Origin of the sequence: Lysinibacillus sp. NPDC093216, from assembly GCF_050280325.1 — a bacterium.
Taxonomy (GTDB): Bacteria; Bacillota; Bacilli; order Bacillales_A; family Planococcaceae; genus Lysinibacillus.
Genome location: NZ_JBNNVB010000032.1, coordinates 13078 through 36678, shown reverse-complemented (window position 1 = coordinate 36678; position 23601 = coordinate 13078). Strand labels below are relative to the sequence as shown.

Below are 23601 nucleotides of genomic sequence, written 5' to 3'. Positions count from 1 at the left end.
CTTTCCTTTTTATTTGTAAGAAGTGCTCGATTTTTATGCAGTATACGCAAATTTTTAGCAAGTTATTCAAGAGGTGGTAATAATGGATTGGTTTAACGAAAGGGTAATAAAAAACGGTTGGGACAAGCTGATGTCAGAGGATCTTTGGATAAATATAACAAAAGTTTCGGTTCAGATTACTATTATCTTGATTGCATCGTGGCTAGCTGTACGATTAGGAAAAAAGTTTATTAAAAAAGTGTTTTTAATGCGTATGCGTTCACCTTTAGACCATTCAGAACGTCGACAAACAACAATTTCAAGATTATTACAAAGTGTCATTTCCTATGTTGTTTATTTTTCAGCAATCGTTGCTATTCTCTCTATCTTGGAGATTAAGATAGCGGGGTTATTGGCTGGAGCAGGGATTGTCGGTTTAGCCATTGGTTTTGGTGCGCAAAGTTTAGTGAAGGATGTCATTACTGGATTCTTTATTATTTTTGAAGACCAATTTGGTGTTGGTGATTATATAAAAATAAATTCAGCTGAAGGAACTGTTGTAGAAATCGGTTTACGTACGACAAAGGTTAATGGTTCTACAGGGGAGCAGTTTATTATTCCGAATGGTTCGATTGGTGATGTTGTCAATTACTCTGTCAACAACTCTAAAATTTATATAGATTTACAAATGACGACCGATGCCAAGTTTGAAAAAGCTGAGGCTATTATTAACAAGTATTTAGATACTTTACCTGAAATTCATAAGGAACTTGTAGCAGTACCTGTCTTTTTAGGTGTACAAAATGTTAAGGGTACAGAGGTAACGATTCGTATAGCCGCAGAAACATTACCACAACAACAATACGGGGTGGCTCGTACTATTCGTCGCGATGTTACAAAACTCTTTGAAGAAAATAATATACCAATGGCTCATCCGAAAATGATGTTCTATGGTGTAAATGGAAATGAAGAGGGGAGAAATGAGTAATATGGAAGCGAAGAAATTTGGTTTAAACGATATTGTTGAAATGAAAAAGCAGCATCCATGTGGCACTAATATGTGGAAAATTATTCGGATGGGTGCGGATGTCCGCATTAAATGTGAAGGCTGTCAGCATAGTGTCATGATTCCGCGCCGCGAATTTGAGAAAAAAATGAAAAAGGTTTTAATTTCCGCTAGTGAAGAATAGTTTGTATCTTTAATCAGTATGTGTTTTGACACCCACTGATTGAAGATAAAACCTATGCAATTACGCCAATGCGAAATTGATGTATATTAGACTTTTTATGAGTGAATCAATATAATAGATAGGGTTATACAGTGATTAATCAGTGAGGACTTCTGTAACCTCACAGTATCCGTTAGTACGGGAGATAAGAGCAAATTTGAACAGATCATAGAAAGGTTGTGTCCATACATGGCATTAACAGCTGGAATCGTTGGTTTACCTAACGTTGGAAAATCAACATTATTTAACGCAATTACAAAAGCGGGCGCATTGGCTGCAAACTATCCATTCGCAACAATCGATCCAAACGTCGGTATTGTTGAAGTACCAGATGCACGTTTAGATAAATTAACAGAATTAGTAATACCTAAAAAAACAGTACCAACAGCATTTGAGTTCACAGATATTGCTGGGATCGTAAAAGGTGCTTCAAAGGGTGAAGGTTTAGGGAACAAATTCCTTGCTCATATTCGTGAAGTAGATGCAATTTGCCAGGTAGTACGTTGCTTTGTAGATGAAAATATTACACACGTATCAGGTGCAGTTGATCCGATTGACGATATTGAAGTTATTAATTTAGAGCTTGCACTTGCAGATTTAGAATCTGTTGATAAGCGATTACAACGTGTTAGCAAAATGGCAAAGCAAAAAGACAAAGAAGCAATGATTGAAGAACCAGTTCTTATGAAAATTAAAGAACAATTAGAAAACGGCCGACCAGCGCGCGCTGCAGAGCTTTCAGAAGACGAGTTAAAGGTTATTAAAGGGCTTCATCTTTTAACAATTAAACCTATGCTTTATGTGGCGAATGTTTCAGAAGATGAAGTAGCTGATGCAGATAATAATGAATACGTGCAAAAGGTACGTGAGTATGCAGCTGCTGAAGGTGCTCAAGTTATCACAATTTGTGCAAAAATCGAGGAAGAAATTTCTGAGCTTGATGATGAAGAAAAAGCAATGTTCTTAGAAGAACTAGGCATTAAAGAATCTGGTTTAGACCAATTAATCCGTACTTCATATGATTTACTAGGACTAGCAACTTATTTCACTGCTGGTGTACAAGAGGTACGTGCATGGACGTTCCGTAAAGGTATGAAGGCACCACAATGTGCAGGAGTCATTCATACAGACTTTGAACGTGGATTTATTCGTGCAGAAACAGTTGCTTTCGATGATTTAGTAGAAGCTGGTTCTCAACCTGCTGCTAAAGAAGCTGGTAAAGTACGTCTTGAAGGTAAAGAATATGTAGTACAAGACGGCGATATTATGTTATTCCGTTTCAATGTGTAAAATACAAACAGGGGCAATCTTTCAATGGATTGCCTTTTTTGTTTATATACTTATCTGAATTTTCAATCCTATAGGAGGTTAGTATGGACATATTACAAATAAAAGAACGTGGTTTAGAAATTGAACAGCTAGGAAGATTACCAGAAGATATACTAGAGCTTATTTATGAGCATCAATTGTTTAAGCTATTCACTGTAAAGGAATTAGGCGGTAAAGATTTAGATCTACTAGAGGGCATTAAAGTATTCCAGCAGATGTCTACACTTGATGGCAACTTTGGCTGGCTTGTCACAATAGGGACAGGGGGTAACGCGTTTATTCCAGCATTAAATAAAGAAGTTTGTGAAAAAATATTTTCACCAAGAAATGGAGTCGTAGCAGGTAGTGGCTATCCTACGGGTACAGCAGTAAAAATAGATGATGGTTATAGAGTAACAGGTCAATGGAAGTATTGTAGTGGAGCAGATTATGCTACAACTTTTACGATGAATTGCTTTGTCGAGAATGAGGGTATTAGAACAGATGAAATAATTAGTTGCTCAATAAATAGTGATCATGTAGAGGTTCTTGATGATTGGCGAGCAATGGGCTTAAAAGCGACAGCTAGTCATACGATTCGTGTGCAAAATGTTTGGGTACCACAAGAGGAAACATTCCAATTAGGCACAATTAAAAACAAGTATGGAAGTGCGGTACATAGTTTTCCGTTTGGTGCATTTGCAGAAGCCTCTTTTATAAGCGTTTGTCTTGGGATAACAGAAAATTTCTTAGAAGAGGCGTCTATTTTAGTAAAGCAAAGAAAGCATGATCCAAGCGGTACTGAACGTATGGGCGCAATACAATTTCTATTGATGCAGCAACAGAAGAACTTTAGACAGCTTGAAGAGAAATTTTACTTAAAGTTGAATGAACACTGGCAAAAACATAAAGAAGGTCATAAGTTGACTGAAGAAGAACTACAACAATTTTCACGAATAAGTAAAGATACTGCAGCGGCTTGTATAGACATTGCCAATAGCTTAATACGCAGGCTTGGTATGGATGCAATTACGGAGACATCTTCAATTAATCGTATTTGGAGAAATTTATATACAGCTGCCCAGCATGGTTTTTTAACACAATAGCAGTCACAAATAGAATCTACTTATAGCCAAGCAGATTCTATTTGTAACGTGACTTGCATGAAAGTTTATTTCTTTTCCTCAGGCATATATACGTAAAGCTTTGGTAAGTGAGGATCATCCTCTATTAATGCATTTTTTGGATATTTGCGCAGTTCTTTATACATGGAAAAATCACCTACTGCCCCAGCTATTAAAAAAGCTCCGACTAATACTAAAACAGTACTGTTAAAATAAAAACCAGCAATTGTCGGGAGGACGCCAGTTGTCCAAAATGGAAGTAATAAAGCTTTTTTCATTGCATGATTCGGTAACGGTTGTTCAGTTGTTGCGTACGCTACGCCCAGCTCTAAATTCAGGCCATATTTTAATGATTTAAAGGGTACGCCTCCAAAGACCATAAAGCCAATTAAATGAAAGGCTTCATGTAAGACAATGAAAACAATATACAGAATAACGAAAAGGATAGATCCAATCATCATAGTCCAAAATGAAAAATCAAAATCTTTAAAGCAAATATATTGAATAGCTACAAACAATATGACGAGACCACTTGTGACAACAATATTGTCCATCATTAGTTTTTTTATATCCAACTCTATTACGATAGGTTCTTTATCTGGTTGCATGAAGATCCTCCGTTCATTCATGAATTAAGTTCATTATATAGAAAGAATTGTTTGGTTGCGACTTGAAAGACATGTATATATATGTTACAATTCATTGATGTGAGTAATAATTATTACTTGCTCCTTGCTCCCTTTTATAGGAGAGCCTAAGTCCATAAGGAGGTGTAAACAGATGAGAAAATACGAATTAATGTACATCGTACGTCCGAACATTGAAGACGAAGCGAAGAAAGCTTTAGTTGAACGTTTCAACGAAATCTTAACTTCTAACGGTGCAGAAGTCATCGAATCAAAAGAGTGGGGCAAACGCCGCTTAGCTTATGAAATTCAAGACTTCCGCGAAGGTTTCTACCAAATCGTGAAAGTAAACGCTACTTCAGAAGCAATTAACGAATACACACGTCTTGCTAACATTAGCGAAGATATCATTCGTCACATTGCGGTTCGCCAAGAAGCATAATCATTTAACAAAATGCTGAAAAAAGGAGGTTGCATTTCTGATGATAAACCGTGTCGTATTAGTTGGAAGACTAACAAAAGATCCTGAGCTACGCTATACGCCTAATGGTGTTGCGTCTACAAGATTTACAGTTGCTGTAAATCGAACATTCTCAAACCAACAAGGTGACCGCGAAGCTGATTTCATTAGCTGTGTTGCTTGGCGCAAACAGGCCGAAAACCTAGCGAACTTCATGCGAAAAGGAAGTTTAATTGGAGTGGAAGGTCGCATTCAAACAGGCAGTTACGAAGGACAAGATGGTAAGCGAGTATACACAACAGATGTAGTGGCCGATAGCGTACAGTTTTTAGAACCTCGTAATGGTGGCGGTGCTCCTGCATCTCCTCAATACGGTGGTGGACAGACTTACGGTAATAACCAACCGTCGTATGGCGGTGGTCAACCACAACAACAGTTTGGTGGTGCTATGCCAGGGCAGGGTTCATTTGGCGGCGATGCTTATCAGCAAAATCAACCACCTGTGAATCAGCCGAATTATACACGTGTAGATGAGGATCCATTTGCTAATAGCAAAGGACCGATAGAAGTATCTGAGGATGACTTACCGTTCTAATACTTCTAAAATAAAAAATGATAAGGAGGAGACACACTATGGCACCACGTCGCGGAGGCCGCAAACGCCGTAAAGTTTGCTACTTCACTTCAAACAATATTACGCACATCGACTACAAAGATGTAGATTTATTAAAAAAATTCATCTCTGAGCGCGGTAAAATTTTACCACGTCGCGTAACTGGCACAAGTGCAAAGTACCAACGTAAATTAACTTCAGCTATCAAAGTATCTCGTATCATGGGATTACTTCCATTCGTAGCAGAAGATAAATAAGATATAAATAAAGGCACAACAAGGTTTAATCGCTTTGATTGTGCTTTTTTTATTTGTGAAAATGGAGTTGCTAATCTTGTAACCGCCAGTATAGAAATTTTAGAAGGTTAACATGTGAATAATCACATAGGGTAGGGAAATCGAGAATGAATATCCCGATTCTGGTAATATCGTTTATTTTATAGCACATCACCAAAAGATGAGGATGGTTAAAATGCATGTCATGTTGATTGGAGTGGAGACCGGGCGACTCCTTGGGGATCAGCGATAGAGGAACGAAGGCTAAAACCATCACATCCTGTGATAACGCCTTCGTGACCAACATCGTGTTGGCCCGAGACCCTGCAGCGAAGCGAAGCGGCTCATCGGACGCCCCCAGGAAGCTTTGCTCTGTGCGAAAGCGAAGCGACAGCAACAACAAAGCGCCCGGTCGGAACGGAAATCAACTCCCACGCTATGGCGACGAGCTTAGTTGATCTCAGTAATTGCTCTATATATTACCATTTGCTATTATCATAAGAATTTATTACACTCTTAGTAGACATGAATAAAGAAAAGATGAAATTTTAGAGATTGAGAAACAATCGACTAAGTAACATTTTTTAAAACAAAACGGCTTATAATCATTTCGATTAAAAGCCTTTTTTCATGTATTAGTAACTGTCGTAAGTTGCTTTTTTTATTGTTGAAAAAATTTGAGAAACACATATATATAATCAATGAATGAATTTGTTCTTTTTCGGTAAAAAATCTCCTATATAGCTATGTATTTTATGTTTTAGTCATTGGTTCTACAAAATTAATGGCAAAGCAATCAGTTGTTCTTAGCGTTTTTTGTTCAATAACCTGAAAAAATGGTACAATAAAGGTCAGTAAGTTTAGCTGAAAAAAGGAAGGTTTTTCAATGCCGAATAATCAAACGAAGGCGCTTGTACAAGGTGCTGCAATGGTGGCAATTTTCACCTTGATGATGATACTATCTGCGTATATTCCATTTGCTCTCATGTTAGTATTTTTATTTGCACCGCTACCGTTTTCTTGGTATAGCGCAAAATATAAGCGTTCCACATCAATATTTATAGCAATTGTCGGTTGTATCCTAACGTTTTTAACAAGTGGATTAATCATGCTTCCATTCGCGTTTATTTTCGCGATTGTCGGAATAATTATAGGCGATGCAATACGCCGACAAAAAAGTAAATTATATTTATTTATGTCATCAGGACTTGCCATATTGTTATCAACTGCAGTTGTATTTTTAGCATATGTGCGTTTAGCAGGCATTAATATGATTGAGATTGGTATAGAAGAAGCAAGAAAAAATTATGAACAAACTACAGCACTATCTCAAAATATTCCTGGACAATCAGCTGTGACTCCTGAACAGATAGAAGCAGTAACAAAGATGATGGAATCTACTGTTCCATCAACAGTAACTTTGGGCGCATTTTTAGTTGCATTTGTATTAGTGACAGTGAATTTATCTGTATTAAAGAGATTAGGTTTGAATGTACCAAAATTTGCACCGTTCCAACATATGCGTCTACCACGATCTATTTTATGGTATTACATGATTATTTTATGCATTAATTTATTTATGCGTCCAGAATCTGGATCTACATTAGATATTATTATTTTAAATTTTTCTTATATATTATGGGTGTTATTACTCCTGCAGGGGATTTCCTTTATACATTATTTTATTTCTAAAAAGGGAATGCCGAATGTTGTAAAATGGATAGCAACTTTGTTAGCCTTACCACTAGCATCCTTTATGATATTGCTAGGCATCGTAGATTTAGGTTTCGACGTACGTTCACTTGTGAAAGGGAAAACTAAAGAATAAGGGGCTGATGTAATGGGGACTTTTAGAAAACGACCAATCCGCTATCCGCTTTTTGTTCTTTCCATTTTTGGCATTGTGACGTTCATGCTTCTATGTATTTGGAATATCGGGATAGGTATCGGTTATGGAGTAGGTTTTGTTCTATTAATGGCCTATACGTGGAAGGTAGAAAAGATTACCTTTGATGAAACAGAAAAGCATATTGAATCTATCTCTTTCCGCATGAAAAAAGTTGGGGAAGAGGCATTGCTTGAAATGCCAATCGGGATTTTACTTGTCAATGATCAATATGAAATAGAATGGTCGAATCCATATATGCAAGGCGTTTTAAATATGGAGAATTTAGTAGGTGAAGGTATCGTTAATATATCTGACGATATTTACGTGCTAATGAAGAGCGAAGAGACAAACGAAGATACGATTACGCTCCGTGATCGTAAATATCGAGTTTATTATAAAAAAGAAGAGAATTTACTATATTTCTTTGATATCACTGAGCAGATAGCTATTGAAAAGCAATACTATGCAGATCGTACAGTTATTGCGATTTTATTTGTTGATAACTATGACGAAATTACGCAAGCAATGGATGACCAACCACGTAGTTTAACGAATACGATGGTGACATCCATTGTTAATGATTGGGCGGCTGAACAAGGGATATTTGTCAAAAGAATATCATCCGATCGTTTTTTAGCTGTATTAAACGAATCCATTTTAATGGAGCTTGAGAAGAAAAAATTTGCCATTCTAGATACAATTCGAGAAAAAACAGCGCAAAAAAATATGTCATTAACATTAAGTATTGGAGTTGGTGCAGGATCATCTTCATTAGTAGAGCTTGGTGAACTAGCACAATCAAGTTTAGATCTTGTTTTAGGCCGTGGTGGTGATCAGGTTGCTATCAAGCAACCTACAGGAAAACTAAAATTCTATGGCGGGAAAACGAACCCTGTTGAGAAACGTACGCGCGTTAGAGCACGTGTTATTTCCCATGCACTACGTGATTTAATTCAGGATAGTGACCAAGTATTTGTTATGGGACATAAAAACCCTGATATGGACTCTATTGGTGCCTCTGTTGGTGTACGTAAAATGGCACAAATGAATGATGTGAAGGGCTATGTGATCGTAAATTTTGAGGAATTAAACGGAAGTGTAACACGTTTAATGAATGAAATAGAGAGTAAATCGGATTTCTATGAAAGTTTCCTAACGCCAGAGGAAGCTGCATCAAGAATGACAGAGAAATCTTTGCTCGTTATAGTCGATACGCATAAACCGGATTTAGTCATCGAATCACAGCTATTGAAGCTGGCTGAAAAAGTTGTGGTGATTGATCATCATCGTCGAAGTGAGGATTTTATAGAAAATCCAACGCTTGTTTATATGGAGCCATATGCATCATCTACAGCAGAGCTTATAACAGAGTTACTCGAGTATCAACCAAAACGTGCAAAGATTAATATGTTAGAGGCTACGGCATTGCTGGCGGGAATTATTGTTGATACGAAGAGTTTTACATTGCGTACAGGAGCCCGTACGTTCGAAGCGGCTTCTTATTTACGGACAAATGGTGCCGATACAGTGCTAGTACAGCGATTATTAAAAGAAGACGTCGATACGTATATCGAGCGTTCTAAAATAGTGCAAACAGTTAAGTTCGTGAAGCCGGGTATTGCTATTGCTGTAGGTGAGGAAGCGAAAGTGTATGATTCTGTACTAATTGCGCAAACAGCAGACATTTTACTAACAATGAAGGATGTTGGTGCTTCCTTTGTCATTGCGCATCGTTCAGATGGCAAAATCGGCATAAGTGCAAGATCACTTGGCGAAGTAAACGTGCAGCTTGTTATGGAAAAGCTAGGCGGCGGCGGACATTTAACGAATGCTGCTTGCCAAGTCGAAGCAAATTCCATTGCTGGAGTAAGAAAATATTTAGAAGAGGCCATAAATGAGGTACTCGAAGGGAGTTCGGAATCATGAAAGTAGTATTTTTAAAAGACGTTAAAGGAAAAGGGAAAAAAGGGGAAGTTAAAAATGTAGCAGACGGCTACGCACAAAACTTCTTAATTAAAAATGGCTATGCTGCTGAAGCAAATGCACAAGCATTAAGCCAATTAGAAGGTCAAAAGAATTTAGAAGCTAAAAATGCTGCTGCAGAATTAGCTGAAGCGAAAGCATTAAAAGAAAAATTAGAAGCTTTAACAGTAGAATTAAAAGCAAAATCAGGTGAAGGTGGTCGCCTATTTGGCTCAGTATCTACAAAGCAAATTGCTGATGCACTTCAAAAAACGCATGGCATAAAAATTGATAAACGTAAAATGACTTTAAGCGATGGAATTCGTGCGCTAGGCTTTACAAATGTACCTGTAAAACTACATCATGAAGTATCTGCAGCATTAAAAGTTCATGTAACGGAAGAATAAGGGGCGACGATCCATGAACGAACCGATGATGGATCGCGTTCCACCGCATAACCGGGAAGCAGAGCAATCGGTTATCGGTGCAATTTTCCTCGATCCTCAATCGTTAATCACTGCATCTGAAATTTTGCTAGCAGATGATTTTTATCATAATGCACATAAGACAATTTTTGAAACGATGCTACGTTTAAGTGATCAAGGAAAAGCGATAGATGTTGTAACAGTTACTGAAGAATTATCAGCTAAAAAAGAAATTGAGGATGTTGGCGGGCTATCGTATTTACTAGAGCTCGCCAATGCTGTCCCTACGGCTGCTAACGTCGCACACTATGCGAAAATTGTCGAAGAAAAGGCTCTATTACGTCGTTTAATTCGTGTAGCTACTAAAATAGTAGAAGATGGCTATACTCGTGAGGATGAGGTAGAGGCATTACTAGGCGAAGCAGAGAAGAAAATGATGGAGGTAGCCAATCGTAAAAATGCGGGTGACTTTAAGCATGTCAAAGACGTATTGGTGGAAACCTTTGATAACATCGAAAAGATGCAATCACAAAAAGGTGATGTTACAGGTATCCCGACAGGCTTCCGTGATTTAGACCATATAACAGCTGGCTTCCAGCGCAACGATTTAATTATTGTAGCGGCACGTCCTTCTGTAGGTAAAACAGCCTTTGCATTGAATGTTGCGCAAAGTGTTGCCGTTCAAGCACGTGAAAATGTTGCAATTTTCTCCTTAGAGATGGGTGCTGAGCAGCTAGTTATGCGTATGCTTTGTGCGGAGGGAAATATAGATGCACAAGTTTTACGTACAGGTGCTTTAACAACGGAAGATTGGGGTAAACTAACTATGGCAATGGGGAGTTTATCGAATTCTGGAATTTTTATTGATGATACACCAGGTGTACGTATCAATGAAATTCGAGCAAAATGTCGACGTTTAGCACAGGAGCATGGTCTCGGTATGATTTTGATCGATTATTTACAGCTCATTCAAGGTAGTGGTAAGCCAGGGGAGAACCGTCAGCAAGAGGTATCTGAGATTTCGCGTTCTTTAAAAGGTCTAGCGCGTGAATTAAAGGTTCCGGTCATTGCATTATCACAGCTATCTCGTGGCGTTGAGCAACGTCAAGATAAACGACCTATGATGAGTGACTTACGTGAATCGGGAAGTATTGAGCAAGATGCTGATATTGTTGCCTTCTTATATCGTGATGATTATTACGATAAAGAGTCTGAGAGTAAAAATATGATTGAAATTATTATTGCTAAACAGCGTAACGGTCCAACGGGTACAGTTACACTTGCTTTTAAAAAGGAATTCAATAAATTCATTAATGTGGATTGGTCGCAAATGCCGCCACCACCTCCACGTGATTAAAAATTTATCTTCATTCATAAGAACCTTCTTTTAGAAGAACTCAACGTTGGAGATTACGCAAATACGGAATTAATCTGAATGTTAGATAATATTCATATCATTCTGTTATTAAACACGAACGTTGAATCATATTTTTTGATTTTACGTTCGTGTTTTTAAGTATTTTTGTTGACTAGGCGTTTCTATCATTGTTACAATAATTAACGGCTTAAAAATTGAGATACAAATCGTATCTAACGGAGGTGCTGACTATGACATCAGTTGTAGTTGTAGGAACACAGTGGGGAGACGAAGGAAAAGGTAAAATTACGGATTTCCTTTCACAAAAAGCCGATGCAATCGCTCGTTTTGCAGGCGGTGATAATGCAGGACATACTATTAAATTTGATGGTGAAACTTATAAGTTACATTTAATTCCATCAGGGATTTTCTATAAAGAAAAAACTTCAGTAATCGGAAATGGTCTGGTTGTTAATCCAAAGTCATTAGTTACTGAGCTTAGAGGCTTACAAGAGCGTGGCGTTGATACAGATAATTTACGAATTTCTAATCGTGCGCATGTTATTTTGCCATATCATATAAAGCAAGATATCGCTGATGAGGAAAGCCGTGGCGATAATAAAATTGGTACGACTTGTAAAGGGATTGGACCATGTTATCAGGATAAAGTAGCACGTATCGGTATCCGTATGGCTGATTTACTAGACAAGGATGTATTTGAAGAAAAACTACGTCAAAATTTAGCAATTAAGAATAAGTTATTTGAGAAATTTTACGAAGTTGAAGGCGTAACATTCGAAGAAATTTTCGAGGAATATTACAACTATGGACAAGAAATCGCAAAATATGTAACAGACACATCGAAAATCTTAAATGATGTACTAGATGAAGGCGGCAAAGTGTTATTTGAAGGAGCACAAGGTATTTTACTTGATGTCGATCAAGGTACGTACCCATTTGTAACATCTTCAAATCCTGTTGCAGGCGGAGTAGCAATCGGTGCTGGCGTTGGTCCATCACGAGTTACAAGTGTTATTGGTGTATCTAAAGCCTATACATCTCGTGTTGGCGATGGACCGTTCCCAACTGAATTATTTGATGAAGTAGGTCAACAAATTCGTGAAGTTGGTCGTGAATACGGTACAACAACTGGCCGCCCACGTCGTGTAGGTTGGTTCGATACGGTAGTTGTACGCCACTCACGCCGAGTAAGTGGTATTACGCATCTTGCGCTTAACTCAATCGATGTTTTATCTGGTTTAGAAACAGTTAAAATTTGTACTGCGTATAAATATAAAGATGAAACGATTACTGAGTATCCAGCAAATCTTCATATTATTGAACAATGTGAACCAATTTATGAAGAGCTTCCAGGCTGGTCAGAAGATGTTACAGGCTGCAAAACATTAGAAGAGCTACCTGAGAATGCACGACGCTATGTAGAACGCGTGAGTGAATTAACTGGTATTGAAATTGCTACTTTCTCTGTTGGTCCTGCACGTGAACAAACGAACGTTTTAGTGGACGTTTGGGAAGCAAAATAATTATAAATCATAAAAGGGCGTACCATATGCGGTACGTCCTTTTTTATACCTCTTTACTTACACTAATTTGAGATGAGGTGAGAATTATTGTCCGTTAATGCAGGATATATCAAAAATAAGTATGACTCTTCTGCAAAACGAGGGGTTGATTTCCGTTCCGACTGAGCGCTTTCCTGGGGGCGTCCGATGAGCCGCTTCACTCGCGCCGCTCGCTCCAGGGTCTCGGGTCAACACGAGGTTGGTCACGAAGGCGTTATCACAGGATGTGATGGTTTTAGCCTTCGTTCCTCTATCGCTGATCCCCAAGGAGTCGCTCAGTCTCCACTCCAATCAACCAATTCACATAGCATGTATCTTCTGGCATATTACTCTAATTTATAGTGATGATATGCGAAAATATAGTGGCAGCAACATATGCTTATTGCAAAGTGTTCACTTCCATAGATGTTTTTCAAACAATATTAAAAAGGAAGTACCATATACGGTACTTCCTTTTTGCTATTAGTGAATATCTCTCTTCTTGAAACGGCCACCTCTAACCTCTGCAATATTACCAATTGCTAGGAATGCATTATCATCAATTTCAGAGACGATTGATTTAAGCTTGGATTCCTCTAATCGTGTAATGACAGTAAAAATAACTTTTTTATCGTTACCTGTATAAGCCCCCTCACCATGAAGGAAGGTTACACCTCGACCTAGTCGGTCCATAATCGTCTGCCCTATTTCATCAATGTCGTCACTTATGATATAAACAGATTTTGATTCCTCCATCCCTTGAATGACGATGTCGATCATTTTATAGGCGATATAGTATGCCAGGATAGAGTACATGGCTTGTTCCCATGTGAACACAAATCCCGCTACCGCAAAGATGAGTAAATTGCAGAACATAATAATTTCACCAACGGAGAACGGTGTTTTACTATTAAATAAAATAGCTAAAATTTCTGTCCCATCTAATGAACCACCATAACGAATGACGATGCCGACACCAATACCTAAAATCATGCCTCCAAAAACTGTGGCCAATAGCGTATCTTGAGTAAACGGGTTTAGATTATGTAAGAAGAGTGTTGTTAATGAGAGTACAGTAATTCCGAGCCCTGTGGAAAGTGCAAAGGTTTTACCGATTTGTTTATAGCCTAAAAAGATGAAAGGTAAGTTTAAAATGAAGATGAAAATACCAAGAGGTAAATTTAATAAATGAGAAGTGATAATGGAAACACCTACGATTCCACCATCCATAATGTGGTTTGGTACTAAAAATAGCTCAAGCCCCAGTGCCATAATGAATGCACCTAATGCCACCATAATGGTCCTAATTATAAGTTTACGAACGGGATTCTTACTTTGGGGCTTCCTTACTTTAGGGGTTATTCCAGAGGTTTGTAAAACATTCAAATTAATCGCTCCATTCAACTAGTGTATCTTATTGCTATTTTATCAGAATATTTAAAAAGCAAAAAGGGGTAAGTCTAAAATTATACTAAAAATAAATGGAATACTACCGCTGTATTTAAAGAACTTAACCAATCGCTTGTAGTAGAGGTTGAGCGGCTTAGGGTCTAGATACCTCATGGAAAGCACTATACTGGAATAAAAATCCATGTTTAAAATATATTTATTAATAGTTATAAAAATAGGAATGATGTAACAATTAGTAGAGAATTAATACATTTACATTACAAAAAGATGAAAACAGTTAAACTGTATTTTCTTTATGGTACAGTATATTGGTGCAAAAATTATTTGTGGGTAATTAATACTGCTATAGAAAAGTTAGAAGGTGCTTTACGGACACCTATCATCAATAAAAGTGCAAGTTAGGACAAGTAAGTAGTAGGAAAAAGTTCTGTTATGGGAAATATAGGATCTGCTAGAAACCCAACAGGTACATATCTACACATCTACACATCTACACTTTTGAAGTTAAGAAAAAGGGTTTGTTAGAAAACCCATTATCATATGTAGGGCGTTAATCAATTCGAATAGGAGGCAGTCCAAAATAGGGCTGTCTTTTTATATACCTTGTATATAAATCTATGTTATTTCCCGAGAAATATTTGTCGAAATGTAGTTTAAAATAATATCGTAAAGTGTCTTAGGATTTAGTATAATGCATAGAAGCTAAAAGCATGGTAGAGTTAGAGTAGTGACTTTAACTTCTTTCAGCAAAAGTCTCCCATCCTTTTAGGTGGTGAGTTAATGCGAGTTGAAGTTATTTTTCAGTGGATGTCCGCTGAAATAAGTTAAAGCCTCCGGCGGATGTCATGGATTCGGAAAGGAGTGCTTTGTGCAAGCACAAAGCCGAATCCAGACGCAATTATACCGAGGCATAATTGATAAATACAATCGTTTAAAAATAGATAAATAGCGAAAGGGAGAAAAAATATGGACAAGACCATTTTAGTTGTTGACGATGAAAAACCAATCGCAGATATTTTACAGTTTAATTTAATAAAAGAAGGCTACAAAGTTATTTGTGCTTATGATGGAGATGAAGCACTAGAGAAGGTTGAGGAAGAGCAACCAGATTTAATGCTTTTAGATATAATGTTACCTAAGCGTGATGGAATGGAAGTTTGTCGAGAAGTACGAAAAAAATATGATTTCCCTATCATTATGCTAACTGCAAAAGGGTCAGAGATTGATAAAGTATTAGGACTAGAAATGGGCGCAGATGATTATGTGACAAAGCCATTTAGTACACGTGAGCTTATTGCGCGTGTAAAGGCAAATATGCGTCGTTTACAGGTAGTAGCCCCTACTGCCGAAGAGGTTGAAGAAGAATCCAATGAAATTGTAGTAGGCTCTCTTGTTATTCAGCCAGATGCTTACTTAGTATTGAAACGTGATGAGGCAATTGAACTAACACACAGAGAGTTTGAACTATTACATTACTTAGGGAAGCATATCGGTCAAGTAATGACGCGTGAACATTTGCTACAAACTGTGTGGGGCTATGACTATTTCGGTGATGTACGAACAGTAGACGTAACAATTCGTCGTTTACGAGAAAAAATAGAGGACAATCCTAGTCATCCAGCATGGATTGTAACACGCCGTGGTGTAGGTTATTATCTACGAAATCCTGAACAGGAGTAAAAAGGAATGCAGAAAGTAAGCTTCTTTAAATCAATTCATGTCAAACTGGTATTAATTTACATTTTGTTGATACTTCTTGCTTTGCAAATAATAGGAATTTATTTTGCGCGTGAATTAGAGCAAAATTTAAAAGAAAATTTCCGACAATCTATTTTTCAACGTGTTGATTTGATGCAATATAGCATTCGTGAAGAAATGTTAAAAGAACGCGATGAGAGTATGCCATCTCTTGAAGAAGGCTTGGAAACGATTGTAATGGAGTTTTCCACGGGGCTGAAAGAAGTTTCTAATGGAGATATTTTAGAAATCCGTGTCATCGATAATAGACAGCGTATTCGTGCCACATCTGAGGTAGACAATCAAAGTTTGATAGGACAGCGTTCGAATAATGATCTCGTACGCCGTGCTATCTCTGCAGAAACATTATTTGAAAACATTAAACTTGATAATAAAACAAGAAATCGAGTGTGGGTGTTAGCTTCGCCAATTCGAGATGGTGTAGGTCCTGATGATGAAATCGTAGGGGTACTCTACATTGAAGCTAATATTGAATCTGTTTTTGAACAAGTGAATGACATTAACCGTATTTTCCTTGGTGGTACAGCAGTGTCCTTAGTGATTACTATCTTTTTAGGAATCTTAGTGGCACGAACAATTACACAGCCGATTTCAGATATGCGTAAGCAAGCACAGGCGATGGCAAAGGGGAACTATTCTCGAAAAGTACGGGTTTATGGTACAGATGAGATAGGGCAGCTGGCTATAACCTTTAATCATTTAACAAATCGCTTGCAGGAGGCGCAATCTACTACTGAGGCAGAGCGGCGAAAGCTCGATTCGGTCCTTAGTAATATGACGGATGGTGTTATTGCAACAGATCGAAAAGGACGCATCATTCTTATTAATGACCCCGCACTAGAGCTGCTGCATATTTCAAGAGATATTACATTAGGCCGTCCGATTGCATCTGTTTTAGGTATTGATCAAGAGTATAGTTTTGAGGATTTAATTCACATGAATGATGCGGTGAATTTAAATTTCAGTACAGCAGACGCACCGTATATTTTACGTGCGAATTTCTCTGTTATTCAAAAAGAAACGGGCTTTATTAATGGTCTAATTACCGTACTGCACGATATTACGGAACAGGAAAAAATAGAGATGGATCGCAGGGAATTTGTATCAAATGTGTCACATGAATTAAGGACACCATTAACGACGATGCGGAGTTATTTAGAGGCGTTAGCAGATGGTGCATGGAAAGATGAAAATATTGCTCCAACATTTTTGAATGTCACACAAACAGAGACAGAGCGTATGATCCGCTTAGTGAATGACTTATTGCAGTTATCACGAATGGATAGTTCAGATTATGAATTGAATCAAGACATTGTTCTATTTAATTCATTCTTTAACCGTATTATCGATCGTTTTGAAATGTCTAAGTCAGATAAAGTGATGTTTGAACGTTTATTCCCAGAGGCATCTTATTATGTAGAAATCGATACGGATAAGGTGACACAAGTTATCGATAATATCATTTCTAATGCTATTAAGTATTCACCCGATGGAGGTAATATTCGCTTTGGCTTTACAGCGCAAGGAGATATGCTAAAGGTTATGATTTCCGATGATGGTATGGGAATTCCTAAGGAAAATGTAGGACGTATTTTTGAGCGTTTCTATCGAGTAGATCGGGCTCGAGCTCGTTCTATGGGAGGCACTGGTCTAGGGCTAGCTATTGCGAGGGAAATGATTGAAGCTCATGGCGGTAAAATATGGGCTGAAAGTGAAGAAGGGCATGGAACAACGGTTTTCTTCACTTTACCACTTAATTTAGATGATTTTGATGAGGCAGGTGAGTGGGAATGAAATATATAGAACCAGTTAAATCAGTTGTTCTATTCCTACTCGTTATGCTAAGTGTAGTTTTAACCTTTATGATTTGGACATACACGCCAGATTATAAAGTTATTGAACAGACTGAAGGAAAAGAAATTCTAATCGGACCACAAAAAAAAATGGATGATGTAATTCGTCCTTATAAAGCTATTTACCGTTTTGATAAGGAATTTACCGGAACAGTATCTAATGGTGCAATGATAGATATTATGGACGCATTTCGGGGATGGAATGTCCTAGATTTAACGCCCATTGACAATAATCTTAAGGCGGACTCTGTAAACGACATGATTCGTTCTAACAATTATATGACCGTCTTTTTTCCTGGTGAGATTCCTTACTCTGCCTTTAACACGATTTTTCAGTTCGCTGATAAGGATCTACCTGAAACAACCTTCAATCGTATGATTATAGATTGGGGCAATTATAATAACAAAGTGTTACAGGTATTTTTCATTAGTGGCAACAATGAATTATTGATGGGTTCACGTGTAAGTCTAGAAAATGCTAATCAATTTGTAAGAAATATTATTGAACCAGCGAAAACATACGGCACTTTTAAAGAAGTGGAGCGAGATGGCTTTACCTCACTATATATTGCAAATGATAAAATTGAATCTGCAAAATATACGTATTTAATCGAAGAGAAACCTGAATTATTTAAAAATGTGGTATTTACAAATCTAAACAATGTCGTGCGCACTGATGAAAGTGCAACTACTGAAAAATATCACGATGGAATGTCACGGATGGTGATTGATTCGAAAGTGAAATCATTAACCTATGTATATCCAGCTGCAGAAAGTAGTGTAAGAATAGAGCCTTCCAAGCTCTTTACGGATAGCTTTGAATTTATCAATGAACACGGCGGTTTTACAGATGATTATCGCTTAGCCTCAACAAGTACAAGCAATAATCAATTAGATTATCAGCTTTATTTACATGGACTACCGATTTATAGTGATCAGGCTATAAACCGAATTACAACCGTTTGGGGAGATAATCGTATTTTCCGCTACAAACGTCCATACTTTTCTTTTGAGAAAGATATTCCATCCGAAAAAGAGATGAAGGAACTTCCGTCAGGATCTGAAATCGTTGAAAAGATTAAAAAGCTAAATAACATTGCTTTATCAGATATAGATGATATTGTTGTGGGTTTCTATTTAACCTATGACCAAAGTACAATAGTGACATTAGAGCCATGCTGGTTTGTTATTCGTAACGGTATATCGACGAAACTGACGCCTGACATATTAGGGGGTGTCATAAATGGATTGGAATAGAACAAAATCTATTTTTATATTCGTTTTTTTAATCTTAAATATCTTCTTGTATTGGTTGTATTTAAATCGCTATAATGAAGCGCAGAGCGTTGAAATACTAGGTGAAAAAACAATAGAAGCCCGTTTAAAAGATGATAATATAACGTATGGACCACTGCCGAATAGTAATGAATCTGCTACTTACATTACAGGCAAAGTGCATAATTTTAAAAATATTGTTAACGATGACAATCAGCGAGTAAGTTTCACTGATGAGACACATGCACATATACGTGTTAATTTTATTAACCCTGTGAAATTACGAAATATTAGCGATGATACAAGCTTTACTGATTTTGTCCATACAAACGTTAAAGATGGAGATTCTTATGCACTATGGAAGGTAGATCATGAGGAAAGAGTCGCAGTCTTCTTCCAGAAGAAAAATAATCGAATGTTCTATTACAATGATAGTGCCGTATTAAAAGTACAGTGGAATTTAGATAACGAAGTGGTAATGTATGAGCAGACAATGATTGATAATATCGAAGAGATGGAGGAACAAGAAACGGTCATACCACCACTTCAAATTTTCCAGACACTTTATAATAAAGGGCTATTAAAATCAGAATCGCGTATTAAGCAAGTGAAGCTAGGTTACTCAACATTTAGTAATTTAACACAAACGCAAGTGTTGATACCAACATGGGAAGTACAAGTGGAATTACCGGACGGAGAAATAGATGAGTACTTCGTTGATGCTATTGATGGGAAAATTATTGAAATCCAAGGAGACAAGCAAAAGGCTGAAGAGGAAGACTGGGGAGTTGAATAATGCGATTTAGTGTTTTAGCAAGTGGTAGTACAGGAAATTCGATTTATGTAGAGAATGATGATCATGCATTTATTGTCGATGCGGGTCTTAGTGGCAAAAAGATGGAGCAACTATTTACAAAAGTCGACCGCAATATGAAACAGCTAAGTGGCATTTTTGTTACACATGAGCATAGTGATCATATTAAAGGAATAGGTGTATTGGCACGAAAATATAATGTACCTGTTTATGCTAACGCCAAAACGTGGCAGGCGATGGACGGGCTAGTCGGTGATATACCTTTAGAGCAACGTTTTGAATTTGAAATGGATACTGTAAAGCATTTTGGTTCATTGGCTGTTGAATCTTTTGCTGTATCCCATGATGCAGCAGATCCAATGTTTTATAGCTTTCATGAAGATGGGCGCAAGCTTGTTGTTATTACGGATACAGGTTATGTCAGTGACCGTATGAAAGGGATTATTCGTGGTGCTGATTCCTTTGTATTTGAAAGTAACCACGATGTGAATATGCTGCAAATGGGGCGTTATCCATGGTCTATAAAACGTCGTATTTTAAGTGATGTAGGGCACGTTTCAAATGAGGATGCAGCTATCGCAATGAGTGACGTAGTGTTTGAAAAACCAACAAATATATATTTATCACATTTAAGTAAAGATAATAATATGAAAGAGCTTGCACGCATGAGTGTTACACAAACGTTGCAATCTTGCGGCATTATTGTCGGGGAGTATTTAAATTTACTTGATACAGATGCAGAAGAGCCGACGAAATTAGTAACCGTTTAATGATTAGTAAACAATAAAAAAGAAGCTTTAATGAGGCTGTTCAATCACATTTTATAGAAAATGTATTGAACAGCCATTTTTATGTCCATTTTATTTATTTTTCATCTGATTTTAATGTTTGAATTGTAATATTAGGGTAACAACTAGCAAATACTAATAAGGGAAAGGATGAGGAAAATGGGCTATTTTCAAGATGATGATAAAAATAATGATTTATTAAAAAATGATGAAATACAGAAGTCACCTCTTCAGGAGCGACTCGAACAAGAGGAGCGAGAAACGCAAGAGAAACGTCATAAAAAGAAAGGCGGTGGCGGAGGTAAAGGTGGTTATTTATTTACCGGTTTTATCGGCGTCATCATTGGGGCTTTACTCGTTTGGCTCATGATGCCTGGACTTGTTAATCAAATGCCTGGTACAACAACAAGTAGCGCAGGTAATGGTAATAAAAATGAAACAACTATTAATCAAGTTGCAACAGAAGTGACAACTGATGTTACGAAAGCAGTTGATAAGGCTTCAGGGGCCGTTGTAGGGATTACAAATATTCAAGAAGTGAAAAGTGGAGGATTCTGGAACCCGACAACCACGTCAGAAGAGGCTGCAGGGAGTGGTTCAGGTGTTATTTACAAAGTTCAAGGCGATAAAGCATTTATCGTGACAAATAACCATGTTATTGAAGGTGCAAAGCAGTTAGAAGTAACAATGCCAGATGGTTCGAAAGAAGTGGCACAATTAGTTGGTCGCGATGTTTGGACAGACTTAGCAGTCATTTCAATCAGCTCTAAAGATGTTAAGACAGTAGCGACATTTGGTAACTCTGATGTATTAAAACAAGGTGAAACAGTAATTGCGATTGGTAACCCACTGGGCTTAGAATTCTATGGTTCTGTTACTACAGGTGTTGTTTCTGGTAAGGATCGTTCTGTACCAGTTGACATAAACAATGATGGCACTATAGATTGGCAACAAGAAGTATTACAAACAGACGCAGCAATCAATCCTGGTAATAGTGGTGGTGCACTTGTAAACATTGCTGGTGAATTAGTCGGCATTAACTCCATGAAAATTGCACAATCCTCTGTTGAGGGTTTAGGCTTCTCCATTCCGATTAACTCAGCAATTCCTATTATCGAGGAATTAGAGAAAAATGGTGAAATGAAACGTCCAACAATGGGTATTAAAATATTAGCAGACTTAACGGATATTCCGTCATTCTATCAACAAAATTTAAAATTGCCAAATGATGTTACAAAAGGTGTTGTTATTGATAATGTTGTGCCTAACTCTCCAGCTGCAAAAGCAGGCATTCAACAATACGATGTAATAGTTGAAATGGATGGCGAAAAAATCGAAACATCAATCGATTTGCGCAAGCATTTATATATTAACAAAAAAATTGGTGATAAATTGACGATGAAAGTATACCGCCAAGGTAAATTAGTGGATCTATCACTAACATTAACAAATAGCGATTCATTGTAAATTAGAAATCAGTGGAGATTATAAGATCTCCACTGATTTTTTTTTGTGAATTTAAAGATATTATTTATCATCAAAAGTTGATACTAATATTTGTTATCATGTATGCCATTTTTATAAGTTGATTGGAGTGGAGGCTGGGTGACTCCTTGGGGATCAGCAATAGAGGAACGAAGGCTAAAGCCATCACGTCCTGTGATAACGCCTTCGTGACCAACCTAGGTGCTGTCGCTTCGTTGCACTACGCTTTCGCGCAAAAAACATCTGTTGGCCCGAGGCCCTGGAGCGAGCATCGCGAGTGAAGCAGCTCATAGGACGCCCGTAGGAAAGCACCCATCCGGAACGGGAAATCAACCCCACATTATTAATGATGCGTTAAAAATATTCGAAGGCATCGAATGAATTATTAAGGATGATTTAGAAAATATTGTGGATAACTAGAAAATTGTGAATAATAACATATACACTGCGAGTGGCGGTAGAAAGCCTATTCTTCCATACTCGCCTGACCTTTGTTACAATAGATTGTGGATAACATAGACTGAATTGTGAATAAGTTTGTGGAAATTTCGGAAAATAAGAAGAGGTGCAAAATGGAAAAATACAGCTGTGAAAACCATATAGAACACGCTTTAGACATGTTTGTGGCTGAGCAAAAAGAGTTCCCAATTATGGATAAAATCGAAGAGGATAAAAAGTTATCCACAAAATGTAGCTACTGTGAACGACCTGCAGAATATCTTGTATCAAGTAAATAACTTTACACAAGATATAGGAATCACTTGTGGATATGTTGATAACTTTTGTGGATAATTTGTTTGTAAATGAAATGTAAAGGTGGATAACGTGTGAATATAACGATTGTATCAGTCGGAAAACTAAAAGAAAAGTACTTAAAAATGGGAATAGATGAATACGTAAAACGTCTCGGTGGCTACGCAAAAATGGATTTAATTGAAGTACCAGATGAAAAAGCACCCGAGCAGCTAAGCGAAGCAGAGATGGAAATTGTAAAGAAAAAAGAGGGTGAACGTATTCTATCTAAAATCAGCCCAGATACATACGTTATCGCCCTAGCCATTAACGGCAAAATGAAAACCTCTGAACAAATGTCGGCAGATCTCGAATCCCTCATGACCTACGGCAAAAGTAAAATCGCGTTCGTCATTGGCGGCTCCCTTGGTTTACATGATGATGTGTTGAAACGTGCTGATGAACAACAATCCTTTGGAAAAATGACATTACCGCATCAGCTAATGAAGCTTGTTTTGGTGGAGCAGATTTATAGAAGTTTTAGGATTATGAAGGGAGAACCGTATCATAAGTAAGTGCGGTTTTATTATGCATCTAGTAGGAGATAATCTTTTTAAAGGGATTGCTTTATAATAAATACCAAAAAGAGAAATTGCGCTGTGCAATTTCTCTTTTTGC

General features: G+C 37.4%; 22 protein-coding genes. 20 read left to right on the top strand and 2 right to left on the bottom strand.

What is annotated here, in order from left to right:
• Positions 1–82: 82 nt before the first annotated feature.
• From ACQKOG_RS23640 to ACQKOG_RS23625, 4 genes are all read left to right on the top strand, one after another.
• Positions 83–967 (top strand): mechanosensitive ion channel family protein, encoded by an 885-nt coding sequence (locus ACQKOG_RS23640; RefSeq protein WP_427448373.1) that lies wholly within the window; start codon positions 83–85, stop codon positions 965–967.
• A gap of 1 nt (position 968) precedes the next feature.
• Positions 969–1169, top strand: coding sequence for a DUF951 domain-containing protein (locus ACQKOG_RS23635; RefSeq protein ID WP_370077973.1), 201 nt, complete (start codon positions 969–971; stop codon positions 1167–1169).
• A gap of 228 nt (positions 1170–1397) precedes the next feature.
• Positions 1398–2498, top strand: coding sequence for a redox-regulated ATPase YchF (gene ychF / locus ACQKOG_RS23630; RefSeq protein WP_402869887.1), 1101 nt, complete (start codon positions 1398–1400; stop codon positions 2496–2498).
• Positions 2499–2581: 83 nt separating this feature from the next.
• Entirely contained in the window at positions 2582–3622 is a 1041-nt protein-coding gene (locus tag ACQKOG_RS23625; RefSeq protein WP_427448372.1) for an acyl-CoA dehydrogenase, read from the top strand.
• 65 nt (positions 3623–3687) lie between these two features.
• On the opposite strand, the gene ACQKOG_RS23620 is transcribed toward ACQKOG_RS23625, so the two are convergent.
• Positions 3688–4248, bottom strand: a complete 561-nt coding sequence (locus tag ACQKOG_RS23620) for a DUF3267 domain-containing protein (protein WP_402869890.1) — start codon at positions 4246–4248, stop codon at positions 3688–3690.
• Between the two features lie 172 nt (positions 4249–4420).
• On the opposite strand from ACQKOG_RS23620, the gene rpsF reads away from it, so the two are divergent.
• The 8 genes from rpsF (at position 4421) to ACQKOG_RS23580 (ending at position 12790) form a co-directional block, all read left to right on the top strand.
• Positions 4421–4708, top strand: coding sequence for a 30S ribosomal protein S6 (gene rpsF / locus ACQKOG_RS23615; RefSeq protein ID WP_053482932.1), 288 nt, complete (start codon positions 4421–4423; stop codon positions 4706–4708).
• Positions 4709–4748: 40 nt separating this feature from the next.
• Positions 4749–5321 carry a single-stranded DNA-binding protein gene (ssb, locus tag ACQKOG_RS23610; protein ID WP_079563368.1) on the top strand — a complete coding sequence of 191 codons (573 nt, stop codon included), beginning with the start codon at positions 4749–4751 and terminating at the stop codon, positions 5319–5321.
• Between the two features lie 38 nt (positions 5322–5359).
• Positions 5360–5596, top strand: a complete 237-nt coding sequence (gene rpsR, locus ACQKOG_RS23605) for a 30S ribosomal protein S18 (protein WP_004233359.1) — start codon at positions 5360–5362, stop codon at positions 5594–5596.
• A gap of 904 nt (positions 5597–6500) precedes the next feature.
• Positions 6501–7442 carry a YybS family protein gene (locus ACQKOG_RS23600; protein ID WP_370077920.1) on the top strand — a complete coding sequence of 314 codons (942 nt, stop codon included), beginning with the start codon at positions 6501–6503 and terminating at the stop codon, positions 7440–7442.
• 12 nt (positions 7443–7454) lie between these two features.
• Positions 7455–9428 carry a DHH family phosphoesterase gene (locus ACQKOG_RS23595; RefSeq protein WP_402869893.1) on the top strand — a complete coding sequence of 658 codons (1974 nt, stop codon included), beginning with the start codon at positions 7455–7457 and terminating at the stop codon, positions 9426–9428.
• Positions 9425–9871: a 50S ribosomal protein L9 gene (gene rplI, locus ACQKOG_RS23590; protein ID WP_053482928.1), complete on the top strand. Its 447-nt coding sequence runs from the start codon at positions 9425–9427 to the stop codon at positions 9869–9871. Before ACQKOG_RS23595 ends, rplI begins: the two co-directional genes overlap by 4 nt.
• 13 nt (positions 9872–9884) lie before the next feature.
• A complete protein-coding gene (gene dnaB / locus ACQKOG_RS23585) occupies positions 9885–11246 on the top strand; it encodes a replicative DNA helicase (RefSeq protein ID WP_370077916.1) in 1362 nt (453 codons plus the stop codon).
• Between the two features lie 251 nt (positions 11247–11497).
• Positions 11498–12790 (top strand): adenylosuccinate synthase, encoded by a 1293-nt coding sequence (locus ACQKOG_RS23580; protein WP_370077914.1) that lies wholly within the window; start codon positions 11498–11500, stop codon positions 12788–12790.
• Positions 12791–13291: 501 nt separating this feature from the next.
• On the opposite strand, the gene ACQKOG_RS23575 is transcribed toward ACQKOG_RS23580, so the two are convergent.
• Entirely contained in the window at positions 13292–14212 is a 921-nt protein-coding gene (locus tag ACQKOG_RS23575; protein WP_370077912.1) for a YitT family protein, read from the bottom strand.
• A 972-nt stretch (positions 14213–15184) separates the two neighbouring features.
• Between ACQKOG_RS23575 and yycF the strand changes: the two genes are divergently transcribed.
• From yycF to rlmH, 8 genes are all read left to right on the top strand, one after another.
• Positions 15185–15898: a response regulator YycF gene (gene yycF / locus ACQKOG_RS23570; RefSeq protein ID WP_049662630.1), complete on the top strand. Its 714-nt coding sequence runs from the start codon at positions 15185–15187 to the stop codon at positions 15896–15898.
• 6 nt (positions 15899–15904) lie between these two features.
• Entirely contained in the window at positions 15905–17770 is a 1866-nt protein-coding gene (gene walK / locus ACQKOG_RS23565; RefSeq protein WP_370077909.1) for a cell wall metabolism sensor histidine kinase WalK, read from the top strand.
• On the top strand, positions 17767–19086 hold the full coding sequence (locus ACQKOG_RS23560; RefSeq protein ID WP_370077907.1) for a YycH family regulatory protein: 1320 nt from the start codon (positions 17767–17769) through the stop codon (positions 19084–19086). Before walK ends, ACQKOG_RS23560 begins: the two co-directional genes overlap by 4 nt.
• Complete coding sequence (locus ACQKOG_RS23555) at positions 19073–19900, top strand: two-component system regulatory protein YycI (RefSeq protein ID WP_370077905.1); 828 nt, start codon at positions 19073–19075, stop codon at positions 19898–19900. The genes ACQKOG_RS23560 and ACQKOG_RS23555 overlap by 14 nt, the downstream gene beginning before the upstream one ends.
• Positions 19900–20688: an MBL fold metallo-hydrolase gene (locus ACQKOG_RS23550; protein ID WP_100542654.1), complete on the top strand. Its 789-nt coding sequence runs from the start codon at positions 19900–19902 to the stop codon at positions 20686–20688. The genes ACQKOG_RS23555 and ACQKOG_RS23550 overlap by 1 nt, the downstream gene beginning before the upstream one ends.
• A gap of 177 nt (positions 20689–20865) precedes the next feature.
• A complete protein-coding gene (locus tag ACQKOG_RS23545) occupies positions 20866–22173 on the top strand; it encodes a S1C family serine protease (RefSeq protein WP_370077903.1) in 1308 nt (435 codons plus the stop codon).
• 590 nt (positions 22174–22763) lie between these two features.
• Positions 22764–22928 carry a CxxH/CxxC protein gene (locus ACQKOG_RS23540; RefSeq protein WP_049662644.1) on the top strand — a complete coding sequence of 55 codons (165 nt, stop codon included), beginning with the start codon at positions 22764–22766 and terminating at the stop codon, positions 22926–22928.
• Between the two features lie 90 nt (positions 22929–23018).
• A complete protein-coding gene (gene rlmH, locus ACQKOG_RS23535; RefSeq protein WP_370077901.1) occupies positions 23019–23498 on the top strand; it encodes a 23S rRNA (pseudouridine(1915)-N(3))-methyltransferase RlmH in 480 nt (159 codons plus the stop codon).
• The last annotated feature ends 103 nt before the right edge of the window (positions 23499–23601 follow it).

Coding starts and splice junctions, on each gene's coding strand:
- yycF (WP_049662630.1), top strand. CDS start 15,185: ATGGACAAGACCATTTTAGTTGTTGACGATGAAAAACCAATCGCAGAT.
- ACQKOG_RS23540 (WP_049662644.1), top strand. CDS start 22,764: ATGGAAAAATACAGCTGTGAAAACCATATAGAACACGCTTTAGACATG.
- ACQKOG_RS23640 (WP_427448373.1), top strand. CDS start 83: ATGGATTGGTTTAACGAAAGGGTAATAAAAAACGGTTGGGACAAGCTG.
- ACQKOG_RS23625 (WP_427448372.1), top strand. CDS start 2,582: ATGGACATATTACAAATAAAAGAACGTGGTTTAGAAATTGAACAGCTA.
- ychF (WP_402869887.1), top strand. CDS start 1,398: ATGGCATTAACAGCTGGAATCGTTGGTTTACCTAACGTTGGAAAATCA.
- ACQKOG_RS23595 (WP_402869893.1), top strand. CDS start 7,455: ATGGGGACTTTTAGAAAACGACCAATCCGCTATCCGCTTTTTGTTCTT.
- rpsF (WP_053482932.1), top strand. CDS start 4,421: ATGAGAAAATACGAATTAATGTACATCGTACGTCCGAACATTGAAGAC.
- ssb (WP_079563368.1), top strand. CDS start 4,749: ATGATAAACCGTGTCGTATTAGTTGGAAGACTAACAAAAGATCCTGAG.
- ACQKOG_RS23560 (WP_370077907.1), top strand. CDS start 17,767: ATGAAATATATAGAACCAGTTAAATCAGTTGTTCTATTCCTACTCGTT.
- ACQKOG_RS23555 (WP_370077905.1), top strand. CDS start 19,073: ATGGATTGGAATAGAACAAAATCTATTTTTATATTCGTTTTTTTAATC.
- rplI (WP_053482928.1), top strand. CDS start 9,425: ATGAAAGTAGTATTTTTAAAAGACGTTAAAGGAAAAGGGAAAAAAGGG.
- ACQKOG_RS23545 (WP_370077903.1), top strand. CDS start 20,866: ATGGGCTATTTTCAAGATGATGATAAAAATAATGATTTATTAAAAAAT.
- ACQKOG_RS23600 (WP_370077920.1), top strand. CDS start 6,501: ATGCCGAATAATCAAACGAAGGCGCTTGTACAAGGTGCTGCAATGGTG.
- ACQKOG_RS23550 (WP_100542654.1), top strand. CDS start 19,900: ATGCGATTTAGTGTTTTAGCAAGTGGTAGTACAGGAAATTCGATTTAT.
- ACQKOG_RS23620 (WP_402869890.1), bottom strand. CDS start 4,248: ATGCAACCAGATAAAGAACCTATCGTAATAGAGTTGGATATAAAAAAA.
- ACQKOG_RS23580 (WP_370077914.1), top strand. CDS start 11,498: ATGACATCAGTTGTAGTTGTAGGAACACAGTGGGGAGACGAAGGAAAA.
- dnaB (WP_370077916.1), top strand. CDS start 9,885: ATGAACGAACCGATGATGGATCGCGTTCCACCGCATAACCGGGAAGCA.
- rpsR (WP_004233359.1), top strand. CDS start 5,360: ATGGCACCACGTCGCGGAGGCCGCAAACGCCGTAAAGTTTGCTACTTC.
- ACQKOG_RS23635 (WP_370077973.1), top strand. CDS start 969: ATGGAAGCGAAGAAATTTGGTTTAAACGATATTGTTGAAATGAAAAAG.
- walK (WP_370077909.1), top strand. CDS start 15,905: ATGCAGAAAGTAAGCTTCTTTAAATCAATTCATGTCAAACTGGTATTA.